This window comes from Mycoplasma elephantis ATCC 51980 (assembly GCF_000687815.1).
GTDB lineage: Bacteria > Bacillota_I > Bacilli_A > Mycoplasmatales > Metamycoplasmataceae > Mycoplasma_H > Mycoplasma_H elephantis.
The window spans coordinates 16,500-32,116 of the sequence record NZ_JHXU01000001.1; the positions used below are offsets into that span (position 1 = coordinate 16,500).

A 15,617-nucleotide genomic window follows, 5' to 3' on the forward strand; every position below is an offset into this window, starting at 1 on the left:
AATAAATCCTCTTTTTTATTCACTTTCTATTATGGAACGCTCAATAATTTTAAACAGATTTTTTGCTTTTTTCTTGAATTTTTGCTGGTTTTTGTTGATATTTATAAAAATGTTGTATTTTTGATTTTTATCATCAAAATAGATTACTGCAAATACATCATGATCAAATACCAATTTTGTTTTGTTGTTAGTTCTCTCTCATTCCAATAACTCGAATTGAGAATTGGCGAAAATATTTTTAATTGATTCCATAAAAACATCATGATCAACTTTTTTAAACTTAAATGATTTTTTAATCTCAAAATAATCACCATATATTTTGAAAAGATTTTTCCACCTTAATGAAAAATTTATGTTTTGATTTTTTAAATAATTCACATATTGAATAAATTTAAAAATAAATGGAATGTTGTCATTTATGTAATCATTTGATAAACTTATGAATTCTTCTTCTTTTTTAAATAAATAATTATTTCCTTTATTGAGAGTTAAATTTTTATATTTATTAATAATTTTTTTAACAAAATTATTTGTATAAATATCTAATTCTAAATTAATATCATTATTATTTTGATTAAGTCTTTTTTGATCTTCTAAAAAATAATCAAGAAAGGAACCAATTAAATTGTTTATTTGGATTGTCTTGTGCGTTGTATTATGTAACATTTTAATTTCGGGCAAAACAAAGTTTTCAGAGTAATTAAATATTAAATCTTGTTTTTCTATAAATCTAACATAAAATCAATTTAAAAATTTATTAAATATATTTTTATTTAATAATTTTGAAAACCTAATTTTTCAATTCATTTTTTTACCAATAATTTTAAAAATTTGATTGTATTCAGTGTTATTTTTATAAACAAATATATTTACTAAAGGTTCATCATATAATGAATTACCTGAAAATTTCCTTATTATTTTTTCAATATAATCCTCAATAATCAAGCTTTGATCTATATTAATTGTCTTATCAAAAGAATATTTTGGTATATCAATATTTTGATATTTAGAATTGTTAATAGCTTCGGTAAGATTATTGTCATTAATTTTCTCGCCCTTACCATTATATATTTCCATAAAAATTTCTTTGTTTTGCTCATAAAAATAAAAAGCATAATCAACATTAATTCTTTTTATTATTTCCTTAACTATAACATAACATGTTTTTTGTTTATGTTTTGTAACAAAGAGATTAGCTCCAAATTCATTAGCAACACTAGAAAAAGCTTCGTATATAAAATTAGGTTTATTAATGTTTTGCATTAACAAAATTTTTTTATTTGCTAAGTTAATATAATCATGAAATTCAACAATAAATTGAGAAAGAGTTAATAAATTCAAATTTGAATATCCTATATCTTTAATTCATTTAACCATACCATCATCATTAATAGACGGACTAGAAAAAAATAAAGAATCACTTTTGAATTTATCTACTATTTGCGCTATTTTTCTTTTTTTATTTTTTAACCAAAATTTTTTTCAATTTGTTAAAAGAAATTCTTCATTATCCATATATCTTTACTTTAACTCTTTCGCCTTTTTAATTTAGTATTTAATTATTTTAATAAAATCTATATTTTCCATAAAAATTTATAAATTAATATTATTTTTTTGATTTAATTGATAAATATATTTACATAAACTTAAATTACTATTATTAATACCCTATTCCTTCAAACAATACATCTAAATCATTTTCTTTAAATAGTAATTCCTTATTATTATTTTTTAATATTGAATTCTGAGAAAGAATCATTCCTCAAGAACTAATATTATTAACTTTAAATTCCTCTATAATGCTTCCATCACTCAAAATAGAGCCCTCTAGAGCAAATCAATAAGATTCATTTACTTTAATATCTTCTCTATTTGTTAATACAACAACACTATTATTTTGAGTTTGTATACATAGTTTATATAGATTTGAATTAATTAATTTATCACATTTTATGACTTTAGAATATAGAAAAAAATCATAGTTTTTAATAATAAAATTATTAAATAAGTCACTAATTCTTTTAGGTAATTTATTTATTAATTGATATTCAAACTTGCTTTTAGTATCATTTGTATCAATAATTATTTTTAACTCATTGCTCTCAACATAACCAATTAAGTTATTCTTTTTTACTATTTCTACGTTTTCCCAATTAGCCACATTACCTAGTTTATAAATAGTATGATTTTTAAAATTTTTATTTATTCTTAGTTTTATTATCATGTTTAAATTATAATGTAAAATAAGAATATGAAAATTGCAATAGTAGTAGATTCAGCAGCAAATTTAACAAAAGAAGAGGCTGAAAAAATAGGGTGATTTTTATTACCCTCTTATATAAATATATATGGTAAACAGTATGCTGATGGTATAGATATTAATGCGAAGGACTTTTTTGATATATATAATAAGGAGTCTGATGTTAAAACATCTGCCTCTAATTTATCGGTTGCATCAGAATTATTTTCTAAATTATCAAAAGAATATGATAAAGTTGTAGTTTATCCAATTTCTATTCATTTATCTTCACAATACTCAAATTTAAAACTTTTATCACAAGAATTTAAAAATGTATATGTTGTACCTAGCGAAAATATTTGTGAACTTATGGTTTTGGATATTTTTAAATTCTTAGATCAAAACATTAAAACAGATGAAGATTTTGAAAGAGAATTTAGTAAACTTGGTAAATGTAATAAAGAACAATCAGTATTATTGGTGCCAAAAAATACAGATTTCTTACTTAAAAGTGGTCGCTTAACCCCAGCAGCAAATGCTATAGCAAAACTTTTACATATTGTTCCAATCATCGAATTTAAAGATGGCAAATTATTAAAATACGGTAAAGGGCGCAAATTTATAAAAACTGTTTCAAATATCATAAATTCAAACATAGAAACATTAAAAAAGGATCCATCGTATAAACATATAGTTATTGAAGCTAGATGTTCTGACATTAATGAATTTTTAGATATTTATAAAAAAAATAATGTAAACATAAGTTATAAATATCATTTATCTCCACTTATTGCTGTACACACTGGACCTGAATCAATGACCATTATTTATTCACGTATAGAAGATAAATATTTAAAAAAATTAACTGATTTAAGAAAAAAATCGCTTGAATAAGCGATTTTTATATTTCTATTTTTTTACGATGTAAATAATCTACAATAGCCATATATAAACCTTCTTGATTTACATCACAAGTATGATATTTTGCGGCATCTTTAACATTTTTTGGTGAGTTATCCATTGCATAACTATATCCGGCATATTCCAACATTGATATATCATTAGCACTATCACCTATCGCCATTACTTCTTTAGGATCTATTTTATATATATTTTCACAAAGTCATTTAATACCTTCTCCCTTAGAAACACCATTTGCCACAATTTCCATATGAGTTCCATTCATATACATAATATGAACTTCTTTATCTATTCCGTTGGCAACAAGTTCATTGTAACATTTTTTTATATTAGGAATTTCACCATGTAAAGGATTTATTTCAAGAAGGGAACTAAAACATACTTCCATTTTTATTAAATCATCCGGAATTTCTCCCGTATTAATAAAATCTCTTGTACCAGCATGTTTAAAAATAAATTCATTATAATCATTTGATGTATTAAATAAATATTGTTTGTGTTCTCCAAAATAATACAATCCACATCCATTTTTAATCGCTATATCCATAATTTTTTTAGCTATTTTTGTATCAAAAGGGTATGTTTTTATATATTTTTTTTGTTTAATATCTCATATTCCCGCACCACAACTAAGAACTGCATAAGTTGCATTTAAGTCTTCGCCCAATTTTAGATGTTTAGGATAATTAGCATTTCCTGTATTTATTACAAAATCTACACCAAGTTTTTTTAATGATAATATTTTTTCTTTTGTTTTAGTAGTCATATCTTTGCCATGGCCATAAATTGTGCCATCTATATCAGAAAAAATTACATTCATGGATATATTATAGTTAATATATTATAAAATATTAATAATTATGAAAAAAATAGTACCTGTTGTTCATGAAAAATTATGAGGCAAAGAAATATGACTACACTCTCCTTTAAAAAATTTTGAAACAACTTTTGAGAATAAAGAAAAGAATAGCTTTGGACCATTAATAAAAATAATCTCTGCAAATCAACCTTTAAGTATACAAGTTCATCCTGATGATACATTGGCAAAAAAGCTAGAAAACCAATCAAATGGTAAAAATGAAGCATGAATTTTAATTAAAAAAAGTAAAAATGCAAAAATTATTTGAGGGTCTAAAACTATAGACAAAAAAATAATTAAGAATGCCGTAATAAATAATTGTTTAGAAAAGTATTTAAATATTATAGATCCAGAAATTAATGAATTCTATAATGTACCTGCTGGCCTTATACATGGAATAGGTTACAATAAAGATGATTTTATTGAAGTTTTAGAAGTACAACAACCTAGTGATGTTACATATAGACTTTATGACTACCACCGAAAACAAAAAGATGGGACTTTTAGAGAGTTACATTTAGAAAAGTCACTTATTTCGTTAAAATTCGAAAAGTCTGATTTACAAAAGCAAAATGGCGATACTAAAATATATAATTTAACAAATTATTCCATCATTGATACAAAAAAAGAAGATATTTCATTTAACACTTATACATGAGTTATAAAAAAAGATGATTATCAGACTTTCTTATTTGAACCAAATGAAATAATTAATATAAAAAATGTTTGAATAGTTAAGGAAGAAAAATGTGATTAATGATTTTATACAATTTATCTTTAATTTTTATCGGTTATTTTATTGGGTCATTAAATATTTCCATTTTAATATCAAAAACAAAACAAAATAGAGATATAAGAAGCATGGGTTCAGGAAATGCTGGGGCCACAAATGCTCTAAGAGTTTATGGAAAAAAAATTGGTTTTTTAATTTTTTTATTTGATTTTTTCAAATGTTTAATACCTATTTTGCTTATAGGATTACTTGCAAAATATATCGAACCACAATCAAGTAATATATTTTATAAAAATTATATTATTCCACAATCTATTGGTTTGGCGGTTATTATTGGTCACATATTCCCTTTATACCATGGATTTAAGGGTGGTAAAGGTGCGGCTTGTTTTGCAGGATTAATTTCATCAATTAATATTATTTTATTTATAGCTGGGGTCATACTATTTCTATCGATTGCCTTTTTAACAAAAATTGTTTCAGTTGCCACTCTAATTTCCACATTAATTTTAACTGGTTGCGCATTTATACCTTGAATTGCGACAGGATCAATTTTAAGCGAGTTAAATCGAAGTGTGAATGAAAAATATTGACTAATAGGAATTATTTGTTGCATAACATATTTACTTGTTTTATATGCTCATAGACAAAATATTATCCGTTTATTTAAAGGTAAGGAAAACTCATTTAAAAATAAATATAAAATTGTAGAAAATGAACAAAAATAAACAATTTTTGTTCATTTTTTTATAAAGTTGTTTTTAAAATAATTAGAAAAAGTATATTAAATGTATTATTATTTTATAACAAACTTGTTTATAATAATACGTATATGGATAAGTCTAAAATACGAAATTTTTCAATAATAGCACATATTGATCACGGAAAGTCAACATTAGCTGACCGTATTTTAGAATTAACAAACACTCTTACTTCGCGAGATATTAAAGAACAAACAATGGACACCATGGACCTTGAACGCGAAAGAGGAATAACAATTAAATTAAATGCTGCTCAAATAAAATATAAAGATTATGTTTTTCATCTTATAGATACTCCCGGACACGTTGATTTTACTTATGAAGTTTCACGTTCTTTGGCCGCAAGTGAAGGCGCTCTCCTTGTTGTGGATGCAACACAAGGAATTGAAGCACAAACTTTAGCTAATGTTTATTTGGCTATGGATAATAATTTAGAAATTATTCCTATTATAAATAAAATAGATTTGCCTAGCGCAAACCCTGAATATGTAAAAAAAGAAATAGAAGATATAGTCGGCATCCCGACAGACAACGCTGTGGAAATTTCTGCTAAAACAGGTTTAAATTGCGAAAAAGTGCTTGATGCAATTATTAATTATATTCCCGCTCCCAAAGACGCTAATGATGATAAACCATTAAAAGCTTTAATTTTTGATTCATATTTCGATCCATATAGGGGTGTTGTTTTACTAATTAGAATTTTTGATGGTGTATTAAGGCAAAATGAAAAAATAAAATTTATGTCTAACAATAAAGAATTTCATGTTTCCGAATTAGGGGTTAAAAACCCTAATGAAATTAAAAAAGAAATGCTTGTTGCCGGAGAAGTTGGTTGAGTAGCCGCAAATATAAGAGATGCGAAAGAAGTATCTGTTGGAGACACGATTACAACATTTGAAAACCCTACCCCGGTCGCTTTGCCTGGTTATAAAAAAATGAAACCTGTTGTATATAGCGGTTTTTATCCAATTGATACTTTAGACTATGATGATTTAAAAGAAAGTCTTGAAAAAATTTCGTTATCTGATTCTTCATTAACATGAGAACAAGAATCAACAAAAGCACTTGGTTTTGGATTTAGGGTTGGATTTTTGGGTCTTTTACATATGGAAATATTGCAAGAGAGATTGGATCGAGAATATAACATTGGTGTTATAGCTACCTCACCTAGTGTGGAGTATACTGTTTATTTAACTAATGGAGAAATCAAAAAAATATCAAATCCGGCACTACTTCCAGACAAAACATTTATAAAAGAAGTTACAGAACCTTATATAAAAGCCACTATTTTACTTCCAGATAAATTTATTGGTGCTGTAATGGATTTATGCCAAACTAAAAGAGGTATTTATATAGATATTCAATTTTTAGATGGAGACAGAAGAAAACTTATATATGAATTACCATTATCGGAAATAATTTTCGATTTCTTTGATAAATTAAAATCTATTTCAAAGGGATATGCCTCTTTTGAATATGATCTTATTGATGAAAGACCAAGCGATCTTGTAAAAGTAGATATTATGTTAAATAGAGACAAAATTGATGCATTTTCAATAATTTGTCACAAAGACCATGCTTATGCAAGATCTAGAGATTTAGTTGAAAAACTAAAAGAGGTTATTCCAAGACAATCTTTTGAAATTCCGGTTCAAGCAGCTATTGGAGGTAAAGTTATTGCTAGAGAAACCATTAAAGCATATAGAAAAGATGTTACAGCAAAATTGTATGGTGGTGACGTTACAAGAAGACAAAAATTATTAAAAAAACAAAAAGCCGGCAAAAAAAGAATGAAGCAATTCGGAAATGTTGAAGTACCTCAAGAAGCCTTTATTAGTATTTTAAAAACTAATGTTAAAAAATAATTTATATTTATTAAATATAATAATGTTATGTATTTAATATATGGTGAAGATAAATATTTAATTGAAACAAAGGTTAATAGTATTATTGAAGAATATAATAAAAAATTTGACGATAGTTCGGTTGATATTTTAAAATTTAACCAAGAAATCAATGAAGATGATTTTTTATTTCAATTAGAAAATAATCCAATCTTTATTGAACATCGAATATTTGTTTGCAACAATTTAAGTTTTTTGACAAATAATTCAAAAAATGTTGATAAACTAAACAAAATAATTGAACTTTTAAAAAATAGAAAAGCTACTCATATTATTTTTATTATTAATAGTATGAAGCTACCAGAATCAAATATTCTAATTGATTTTTTAAAAGAAAAGGCTAATGTTCTTTTAATTAAATCTCTTAACGATAATTTTTTAGCACAATGAATCAAAAATTTTGTTGAACAAAAAAATGGAAAAATTAGTGATAAAAATATAGATATATTATTAAATTATCTCCCTCATGATCTACTTATTTTATCTAAAGAAATAAATAAATTAATGGATAGAAATAAAGAGATTCGGATTGATCCAGAAATTGATTTTCCTTCATACTTAAATAAAAATCCTTACTCAATTCAAAATTTTTTAGAAAATAAAGATGTGGTAAATTTTGTTAGCGAATGTAAAAAAACAATTGAAATTGAAGGGGATACGTCAAAGCTTGTAAAAATAATTTCAAGTTTTTTTACATTAGCTAGTCAATATTATTGTTTTATTAAAGCTGGTTTTAATGAAAATCAAATTCAAGAAGCATTACAAATACATCCTTATCGTGTTTTTGTGGCTAATAAAATTGTTAGTTCTTATGGTATAAAAAAAATAAATAATATTATAAAAGAACTTGGTAACATAGAAATAAACTCTAGAACAACAAATATAGGAAAAGAAAGGTGGTTTGATTATTTCCTTATAAAATATATGGATATAGTTTATGAATAATGCAGAGATATTATAAAATTGAACCATCATTATTTTTTGATAGTGGTAATACTGGATTTGGTAATTACAATGGAATAATTCAAAAAATAAATGTTATAAACAAGTTGGATTTAAATTATATTATTTTACCCAACCCATTAGAGATATACAAATCTAGTTTTCCTGAAGAAATCGTTTTTAATGAGAATAAATTTGGTTCATTTGATGATTTTAAAAATATGATATATATTTTAGATAAAAATGAATTGTCCCCATTAATTGAAATTGACTTGTTAAAAATCAATGAAATAATTATTTGATTTAAAAACTTAAAAGATTATCAAAAAACCAATAAAGAAAATTTGATTTCAAAAGAAAACGAGAACATGGATAAAACTGAAACTTTTTATATTTCAGATAATACATATATTTTAAATTTAAACTCACACCTAAAAGAGCAAGAAGAAAAATTGTTTGATATTTTCAATTATTTTCTTAAACTTGGAATTAAAGGTTTTGTATTTAAAAATATAGCAAATGAAATAGATCTTAAAAATGAATTATGACTCAATTTTTTTAAAAAAACATATTCGAATATTAAGACCTTAAATAATGAATACAATGTTATTTTTGAAACATCTCTAAAAAACATAAAGAAAATAAAATATCTAAAAAACATGGTTTTTGATGAAATACTTGTTAGTGAAATAGATAATTTGAATTGTAATAATTTTTCAAAAAAAATTAAAATGATTTTAAAAAATGATTTGATAGTAAATCTAACATATATAAATAATGTTCGAACTATAAACAAAATTTTTAATAACTATTATTTAAACACAGAAATATCTAAATTATTATTATCAATAATATTATTAGCAAAAAGTAAACAATTTATATATTTTGGAGATGAAATTGGCTTAAATATTTTTAACCCTTCCGCTTCAGAATTTTCTGTTGAGACATTTTTAAAAGATTTTTTTAAAAAGAAGAATGATAAATTAATATTCACGTGAAATAGTAATATAAATGCCGGCTTTAGTGAGTCAAATACTATTTGTGGCATATATGACGAAAACTATAAATTAAATAATTATAAAATACAAAGAAACGAACCTAATTCTACATTACATTTTTATAAAAAATTAATATCTTTCACTAACTCTGACAATTTTATAAAATTAATTAAAAATTGTAATATAAAAATATCTTCATTTTTAAATCTATTAAAAATAAAATTTATTTCATTAGACTATTCACTAACGCTTTACGCTAATTTTAGTCAAGTAAAACGAAATATTAAAAGATTTCAAACAGAAAGTATTATTTTTAGCAACTATAATTTTGATAGAAATTTGATAAAAGACAAAAATTTTGTAAATCCTTATGAAGCAATTTTAATAATTGATAATCCTTATTTTAAGGATGAGTTTAATTGATAGAATCAATAAAAAATCAATATTTTTACTGATTTTTTATATTTTTTTGTTTTTCTTTATTGTAAAAATATTTAACCAAATCAAATGCCATCAACATTGCCATTACATCATTATGACAATACTCTTTAAGATCCTCTTCAATTACTTTTCACTCATTATCTTTACATTCGCCCAAAAACCTTCTTATTCCGGCTTCCTGTGCATACAAACCATTTTTTATATTTAATGTATCATATTTTTTTATTTTGTTTTCTAAATTTATTTGAGGTTTTGCAGAAACAAATTTTTCAACCTTCTTAATAGAATAATAAAGTTTTAAGCTTGGTATGTATAATCTTGGTATTTTATACTCATTTTGATATGATTTTTCTTCTCCTTTTTTATAATTGAAAAAATCAGCTAAATCATAGGTTTTATTATTTATCTCTTCTTGCATGCTTTTTAAATTATCAAAATTTAAATTATATTTCTTTAGCACATTGTTAGCAAAATCTTTATCTTCATTAAATGACTTTTCAATAATTTTTATCATTTCTTTATTTCTTATATTCTCAAAATTTTTATTAAATACAATATAATAATCAGCATTTTTTTCATATAAATGATAAAAATTATCAACAAAATCCATTGGCGTTAATGTTTTTGGATCATAAACTAAGTCATAACATTTTGTTTGTTTATTATTATTTGTTTTTATAATTGAAACTTGAAAAATAATCTGTTGATATGGCGTCGTATTCTTAATTATCGCATATGGAAGCGAAATAGATTCATAGTCATACCAAACTATTTTTTTAGAATCTATTTTTCTAATCTCTTCCTCAATTTTTTCTACATTAGGAATAATATATTCATCTTTTATACTTAAAAATTTTTTGGCTTTTTTTATTGATTCTGCTTCTTCTCCTTTTGAATAATCAGACAATAAAGATTTTTTCGCAACATAATTCCCATGCAACCCATTTAACTCAGGAAAGTACGTTTCAAATAATTTATTAAAATTCTTATTATCTCCTCACACACCTTTATTTTCGTCATATATCGATATATATTTATCCTTATAATCTGTTATATTAAATTTAAAATCAATATTGCTCTTTATATATGATAATTGAGCATCAAAAGACTCATTAAAAAAACAATCAGTATTTGCTATTAATTTTACTTTATTGTTTTTATTATCATATCCAAACTTATAAAATTGATTTTTGTCAATCATGTTAATTAATTTTGCCTCTTGTTCATCTTGATTATTTAATTGAAGATTTAAGTTTGCAAAATTTGTCAGTCCTATTTTTTTAACAATAACAGAATTTTCTTTTGTCTTACCTTTTTTACATTCTGCATACTCTGTAAATTTAAAATAAAATTTCTTGGGTTCATAAGTTTCTTCTTCACTTCTGCATATGAATTTAATTGAAAAAATTTTGTTATAGTTTTTTTTTACAACATTATATACAAAATAAGCTTTTGCAATATCTTTTACAATAGGTGTAACACTAAATGAATCGACATACAATATACCTTCTTTTGTATCTAGGGCATAAAAAGATGCTATAGCACCATTATATTCACATGCTCCGTTTACTATTGTTATATTTTCGTTTGAGTAAATTAAACTTGATGTTTCTTTAATTTTATCTTCAAGTTTTTTTGCACTTATCCATTTAATGTTATTGTTTTTTTGACTTTTTTCAAAAAAGATATCTCTAGATTTTTTATAATCTTCAAAAACAGAAATTGGAGATTTTACATATGAATTAGCTTCTTCTTGAACTGTATCATCAGGATTTTCTATCCTAAAAAAATCTTCATCAATGTTTTCTTCCTCATCTTCATCATCATCAAACCACAAACCTTTTGAGCGGGTTAATGAATTATAAAATAATTTAAAATCAATTTTTTTATCCTTCAAATTTTTCATCGCACTTACCTTCCCTTTTCCATTTATCAATTAATTGTTGCCATTGTTCTTCATTTTCACACTCTAAATATTCTAAAAGTTCTCCATCTTTTATTCTATTAAATTCGGGAGAAATACCATTATAAATGTATTTTTTATACCATTCTTTTGCATAATTAAGGTCATCTTGAGCTTCCGCGTTATTAACTTTAAAAGGGAAGTTCTTAAGAATTCTTTTACTTACATCTATCTCTTCTGGTTTTTCATAATCTGATTCTTCTAAAAATGAAGTAACTATTCAAAACTTTTCTAACCCTAATATATACGAGTATAATTGTGCTTGTTTTATATAATTTCTGGGCACATTACTGCATCATTCGTTATACTTCTTTTTACCAGCAGTTTTTATTTCTAGTAAAATTTTTGTTTTATCAGGAAGCGTAATAAAACCATCGGGTACCCCGTTAACTAAATCGTCAAAATTTTTAAAATAATTAAAATTATAATCTTTAGCAGAAATACCTACAACATCTAATTTTTTATCTAAATCTCTATTTTTATTTAATTCTTTCCCTAATAATTCAATTACCTTTGGCTCTACTGCAATACCGGCATTAATATATTTTAATACTAATGGTTTTGGTGCTAAATAAGCATAATTACAAAACGCATTAAAATCCGAACTAAATGAAGTGGCTTTTAAAATATTACCTAAAGAAGAACCACCAATTTTTTTATATCCAAATTTTAGGCTTGTATTTGGATAAACACATTCATTTTTTAAAAGTTTGTTATGTAATTCCTTATTAATAATAACTACTTTTTTCTCGTAGTCAATAATATAGTCTTTATTTTTATAAAAATATCTTTTCATATAATATAAATATATATTATTATTAAGTACATTAATCATATTATTGTATTTATTTGGAGGTATTATGAGTTTAAAAGCTGGAATAGTAGGGTTGCCAAATGTGGGCAAAAGCTGTCTTTTTAATGCATTAACAAAAAAAATGGTTGAATCAAGCAATTATGCCTTTACAACTATAGAACCAAATATAAGTACAATTCTATTAAAAGATTCGCGTTTAGATAATTTGGCAAAAATTGTTAATCCAGACAAAATTGTTTATGCAACTTTTGATTTTGTAGATATAGCCGGACTTGTAAAAGGCGCTAGTAAAGGAGAAGGTTTAGGAAATAAGTTTTTAAGCAATATAAAAGAGGTTGATGCAATAGTCCATGTTGTAAGATGTTTTGAAAATAAAAATATTCTCCATGTAAATAATAAAATTGACCCCGTATATGATGTCCAAACCATAAATGAAGAATTAATTTTATCTGATTTAAACATGTTAGAAAATATAATTCCCAAGTTTCTTAAAAAGGCAAAATCCGGTGACAAAGAGGCAATAGAGGAATATGAAATATTGTTAAAAATTAAAAAGAATCTTGAAAATGGTGTTTTAATTTTTGACGATAAAGAGCTTATGGAAAATAAAACCATACTTAAAAAATATCAATTTTTAACATCTAAACCCACTATTTATGTTGCAAATATTGATGTTAAATCACTTGATTTACATTATAAAAATAGTTTTGTGGAAGCATTAAAGAACTTTGTAAAAGATAAACCTGTTCTTCCTATGTGTATTTTGACAGAGAACGAAATTTCACAAGTTGATGATGATGAAAAAGAAGAATTTATGGCATTATATAATCTACAAGATACAAGTTTAGATAAGTTAGCAAGAGCAACATTTGATTTATTAGATTTAAAAACATATTTTACCGCTGGTAAAATGGAAGTCAAGGCATGAGTTTATAAAAATGGAATGCTTGCCCCCGAATGTGCTGGTATAATTCATTCTGATTTTCAAAACAAATTTATCAAGGCAGAAGTAATATCTTATGATGATTATATTAAATATAATGGTGAATTAGGTGTAAAAAATGCGGGAAAATTAAGACTTGAAGGAAAAAATTACATAATGAACGATGGCGATATTTGTCATTTTAGATTTGGAAAATAATATGACAGAATTTGTTGTTAAATTACCTCTAATTAAAAACCAAGAATTTGTGAATTTTCTTGAAAATTCAATAAAAAATACTCAATTTATCTTTTTAATGGGAGAATTAGGGGCGGGTAAAACTACGCTTGTTAAGCTCATTGGAAAAATATTAAATGAACAAAAAAATATTAAATCCCCATCTTTTAATTACATAAATATTTATGATAAATTTATTCATATTGATGCCTATAACTTAAATGGAAGCATAGATGATTTTGAAGATTTTATTGAAGATAAATTAGTAATTGTTGAATGAGCAAATTTATTAAATTATGATAAATATAAAAATAGATTAATAATTAAAATTAAATATACCAAAAACTTAAATGAAAGAAAATATTTAGTATATTAGAAGGATACAATGGAACTTTTTGCGGATACATCTAATAAAGATTTATATGTAGGAATTTTTGATCACGATAAATTATTGGCTAAAATTCATATTAAAAACTTGATTAAAAAAATTGAACCATTAATTAATGAATTCAAAATTTTGTTAAGCAATCAGAAAATTAACATTAACCAAATAAATAAATTTTACATTAATATTGGACCAGGATCATTTACGGGCAGCAGGACGGCGTTAATTTTTTTTAAAACTATTGCTGGCACCAATAATAAAAAAATTTATATTTGTAATTCTTTTAATCTAATAGCACCATTTTCAAATCAAAAGAACTTATATTTAGAAGCAAGTAAATTTGACTTATTTGAATTTAATACTGATTTAAAAACAATAACAATAATTCCCAAAAAAAATGACGTAGTTATAAACTATATAAAATACGATAATATAGAAAATAATTTTAGTAAATTGAAGCAATTTTTTAAAGAAATTAAATCCGATGAAATTATTGATCCTCTTTACTTAAAAAGCCCACAAATAGGAGTTAAAAAATAATGAGAATATTAGGGATAGAAACAAGTCATGATGATACATCCGTTGCTCTTTGAGAAGATAATAAAATAATTAATATGATTACACTTTCACAAATTGATATTTTTAAAGAATTTGGTGGAACAATTCCAGAGATAGCATCAAGAGAACATACTAAAAATATTCAAATTATTTTTAATTTATTAAAAAGTAATCAAATGTTAAAAGACTTAAATTATATTTCTTATACTAATGAACCGGGTTTAATTGGTTCACTTCAAGTAGGAAGACTTTTTGCAGAAGGTTTAGGAATTGCTTTAAATATTCCCGTTATTCCGATAAATCATATGTTAGGTCATTTTTATTCTGTTAATATTGAAGAACGAAAAATTAAATATCCCGCATTAGCACTGGTTTTATCGGGGGGACATAGCGAAATAATACTTGCAAATAAGCCACTTGATTATATAGTAATTGGCGAAACTCAAGACGATGCTATCGGTGAAGCATTTGATAAAATATCTTCAAAATGTAATTTAGGTTTTCCGGGAGGGCCAATTATAAATAATATTTATAACAAAAAAATGCCTTGCAAATTAATTAAATTTACAAAACCAAAAACACAAAATAGGTTTGATTTTTCATTTAGCGGAATAAAAACTCAAGTTGTTAATTACTATAATAAAAATAATAATATAGATGTTGAAATTATAGCATCCTCTTTTATGGAAACGTCAATTAATTATGTTATTGATAAAATGCAATTAGCAATTTCGAAATATAACCCCGAATCCATAATATTATGCGGAGGGGTCAGCTCTAATACTTTATTAAGAGATAAATTTTTATCATTACACAAAAATGCTCTTATACCTAATAAAAAATATTGTCAAGATAATGGTGCCATGATTGCACAATGTTGTTATGAAAAATTGCTTAATGAAAATAAATTATTCTAGTATCATTTATAATTTTTTTATAA

At 24.1% G+C, this 15,617-nt stretch carries 15 protein-coding genes; 10 read left to right on the plus strand and 5 right to left on the minus strand.

Annotation, left to right across the window (positions count from 1 at the left end):
* Positions 1-15 precede the first annotated feature (15 nt).
* Positions 16-1,515, minus strand: a complete 1,500-nt coding sequence (locus T380_RS0100085) for a hypothetical protein (protein WP_027333939.1) — start codon at positions 1,513-1,515, stop codon at positions 16-18.
* Positions 1,516-1,660: 145 nt separating this feature from the next.
* Complete coding sequence (locus T380_RS0100090; RefSeq protein WP_027333940.1) at positions 1,661-2,224, minus strand: hypothetical protein; 564 nt, start codon at positions 2,222-2,224, stop codon at positions 1,661-1,663.
* Positions 2,225-2,251: 27 nt separating this feature from the next.
* On the opposite strand from T380_RS0100090, the gene T380_RS0100095 reads away from it, so the two are divergent.
* A complete protein-coding gene (locus tag T380_RS0100095; protein WP_027333941.1) occupies positions 2,252-3,133 on the plus strand; it encodes a DegV family protein in 882 nt (293 codons plus the stop codon).
* Between the two features lie 7 nt (positions 3,134-3,140).
* On the opposite strand, the gene T380_RS0100100 is transcribed toward T380_RS0100095, so the two are convergent.
* A complete protein-coding gene (locus tag T380_RS0100100; RefSeq protein ID WP_036436587.1) occupies positions 3,141-3,980 on the minus strand; it encodes a Cof-type HAD-IIB family hydrolase in 840 nt (279 codons plus the stop codon).
* Positions 3,981-4,020: 40 nt separating this feature from the next.
* On the opposite strand from T380_RS0100100, the gene T380_RS04170 reads away from it, so the two are divergent.
* The 5 genes from T380_RS04170 to T380_RS0100125 all read left to right on the plus strand — a co-directional run bounded on the left by T380_RS04170 (position 4,021) and on the right by T380_RS0100125 (position 9,783).
* Positions 4,021-4,776: a type I phosphomannose isomerase catalytic subunit gene (locus T380_RS04170; RefSeq protein ID WP_051599895.1), complete on the plus strand. Its 756-nt coding sequence runs from the start codon at positions 4,021-4,023 to the stop codon at positions 4,774-4,776.
* A complete protein-coding gene (plsY, locus tag T380_RS03720; protein ID WP_051599897.1) occupies positions 4,767-5,480 on the plus strand; it encodes a glycerol-3-phosphate 1-O-acyltransferase PlsY in 714 nt (237 codons plus the stop codon). Before T380_RS04170 ends, plsY begins: the two co-directional genes overlap by 10 nt.
* Before the next feature lie 104 nt (positions 5,481-5,584).
* Positions 5,585-7,378, plus strand: coding sequence for a translation elongation factor 4 (gene lepA / locus T380_RS0100115; protein ID WP_027333943.1), 1,794 nt, complete (start codon positions 5,585-5,587; stop codon positions 7,376-7,378).
* 27 nt (positions 7,379-7,405) lie between these two features.
* Complete coding sequence (gene holA / locus T380_RS0100120; protein ID WP_027333944.1) at positions 7,406-8,362, plus strand: DNA polymerase III subunit delta; 957 nt, start codon at positions 7,406-7,408, stop codon at positions 8,360-8,362.
* Positions 8,362-9,783, plus strand: coding sequence for an alpha-amylase family glycosyl hydrolase (locus tag T380_RS0100125; protein ID WP_156930176.1), 1,422 nt, complete (start codon positions 8,362-8,364; stop codon positions 9,781-9,783). Before holA ends, T380_RS0100125 begins: the two co-directional genes overlap by 1 nt.
* Before the next feature lie 22 nt (positions 9,784-9,805).
* Here T380_RS0100125 and T380_RS0100130 read toward each other — a convergent pair whose 3' ends face one another.
* Together T380_RS0100130 and T380_RS0100135 are read right to left on the minus strand one after the other, a co-directional pair.
* A complete protein-coding gene (locus T380_RS0100130) occupies positions 9,806-11,704 on the minus strand; it encodes a UU173 family protein (protein ID WP_027333946.1) in 1,899 nt (632 codons plus the stop codon).
* On the minus strand, positions 11,685-12,557 hold the full coding sequence (locus T380_RS0100135) for an MAGa7180 family putative nuclease (protein WP_027333947.1): 873 nt from the start codon (positions 12,555-12,557) through the stop codon (positions 11,685-11,687). Before T380_RS0100135 ends, T380_RS0100130 begins: the two co-directional genes overlap by 20 nt.
* A gap of 64 nt (positions 12,558-12,621) precedes the next feature.
* Here T380_RS0100135 and ychF point away from each other — a divergent pair, with 64 nt between their 5' ends.
* Genes ychF through tsaD form a run of 4 tightly spaced genes read left to right on the plus strand, consistent with a single transcriptional unit; the run spans position 12,622 to position 15,594 of the window.
* The gene (ychF, locus tag T380_RS0100140) at positions 12,622-13,716 is read left to right on the plus strand and encodes a redox-regulated ATPase YchF (protein ID WP_027333948.1); all 1,095 of its coding nucleotides are present in this window, start codon (positions 12,622-12,624) and stop codon (positions 13,714-13,716) included.
* Position 13,717: 1 nt separating this feature from the next.
* Positions 13,718-14,110 carry a tRNA (adenosine(37)-N6)-threonylcarbamoyltransferase complex ATPase subunit type 1 TsaE gene (gene tsaE, locus T380_RS0100145; protein ID WP_036436609.1) on the plus strand — a complete coding sequence of 131 codons (393 nt, stop codon included), beginning with the start codon at positions 13,718-13,720 and terminating at the stop codon, positions 14,108-14,110.
* A gap of 9 nt (positions 14,111-14,119) precedes the next feature.
* A complete protein-coding gene (locus T380_RS0100150) occupies positions 14,120-14,659 on the plus strand; it encodes a hypothetical protein (protein ID WP_027333950.1) in 540 nt (179 codons plus the stop codon).
* Positions 14,659-15,594, plus strand: a complete 936-nt coding sequence (gene tsaD / locus T380_RS0100155; RefSeq protein ID WP_027333951.1) for a tRNA (adenosine(37)-N6)-threonylcarbamoyltransferase complex transferase subunit TsaD — start codon at positions 14,659-14,661, stop codon at positions 15,592-15,594. The genes T380_RS0100150 and tsaD overlap by 1 nt, the downstream gene beginning before the upstream one ends.
* Positions 15,595-15,617: the final 23 nt, after the last annotated feature.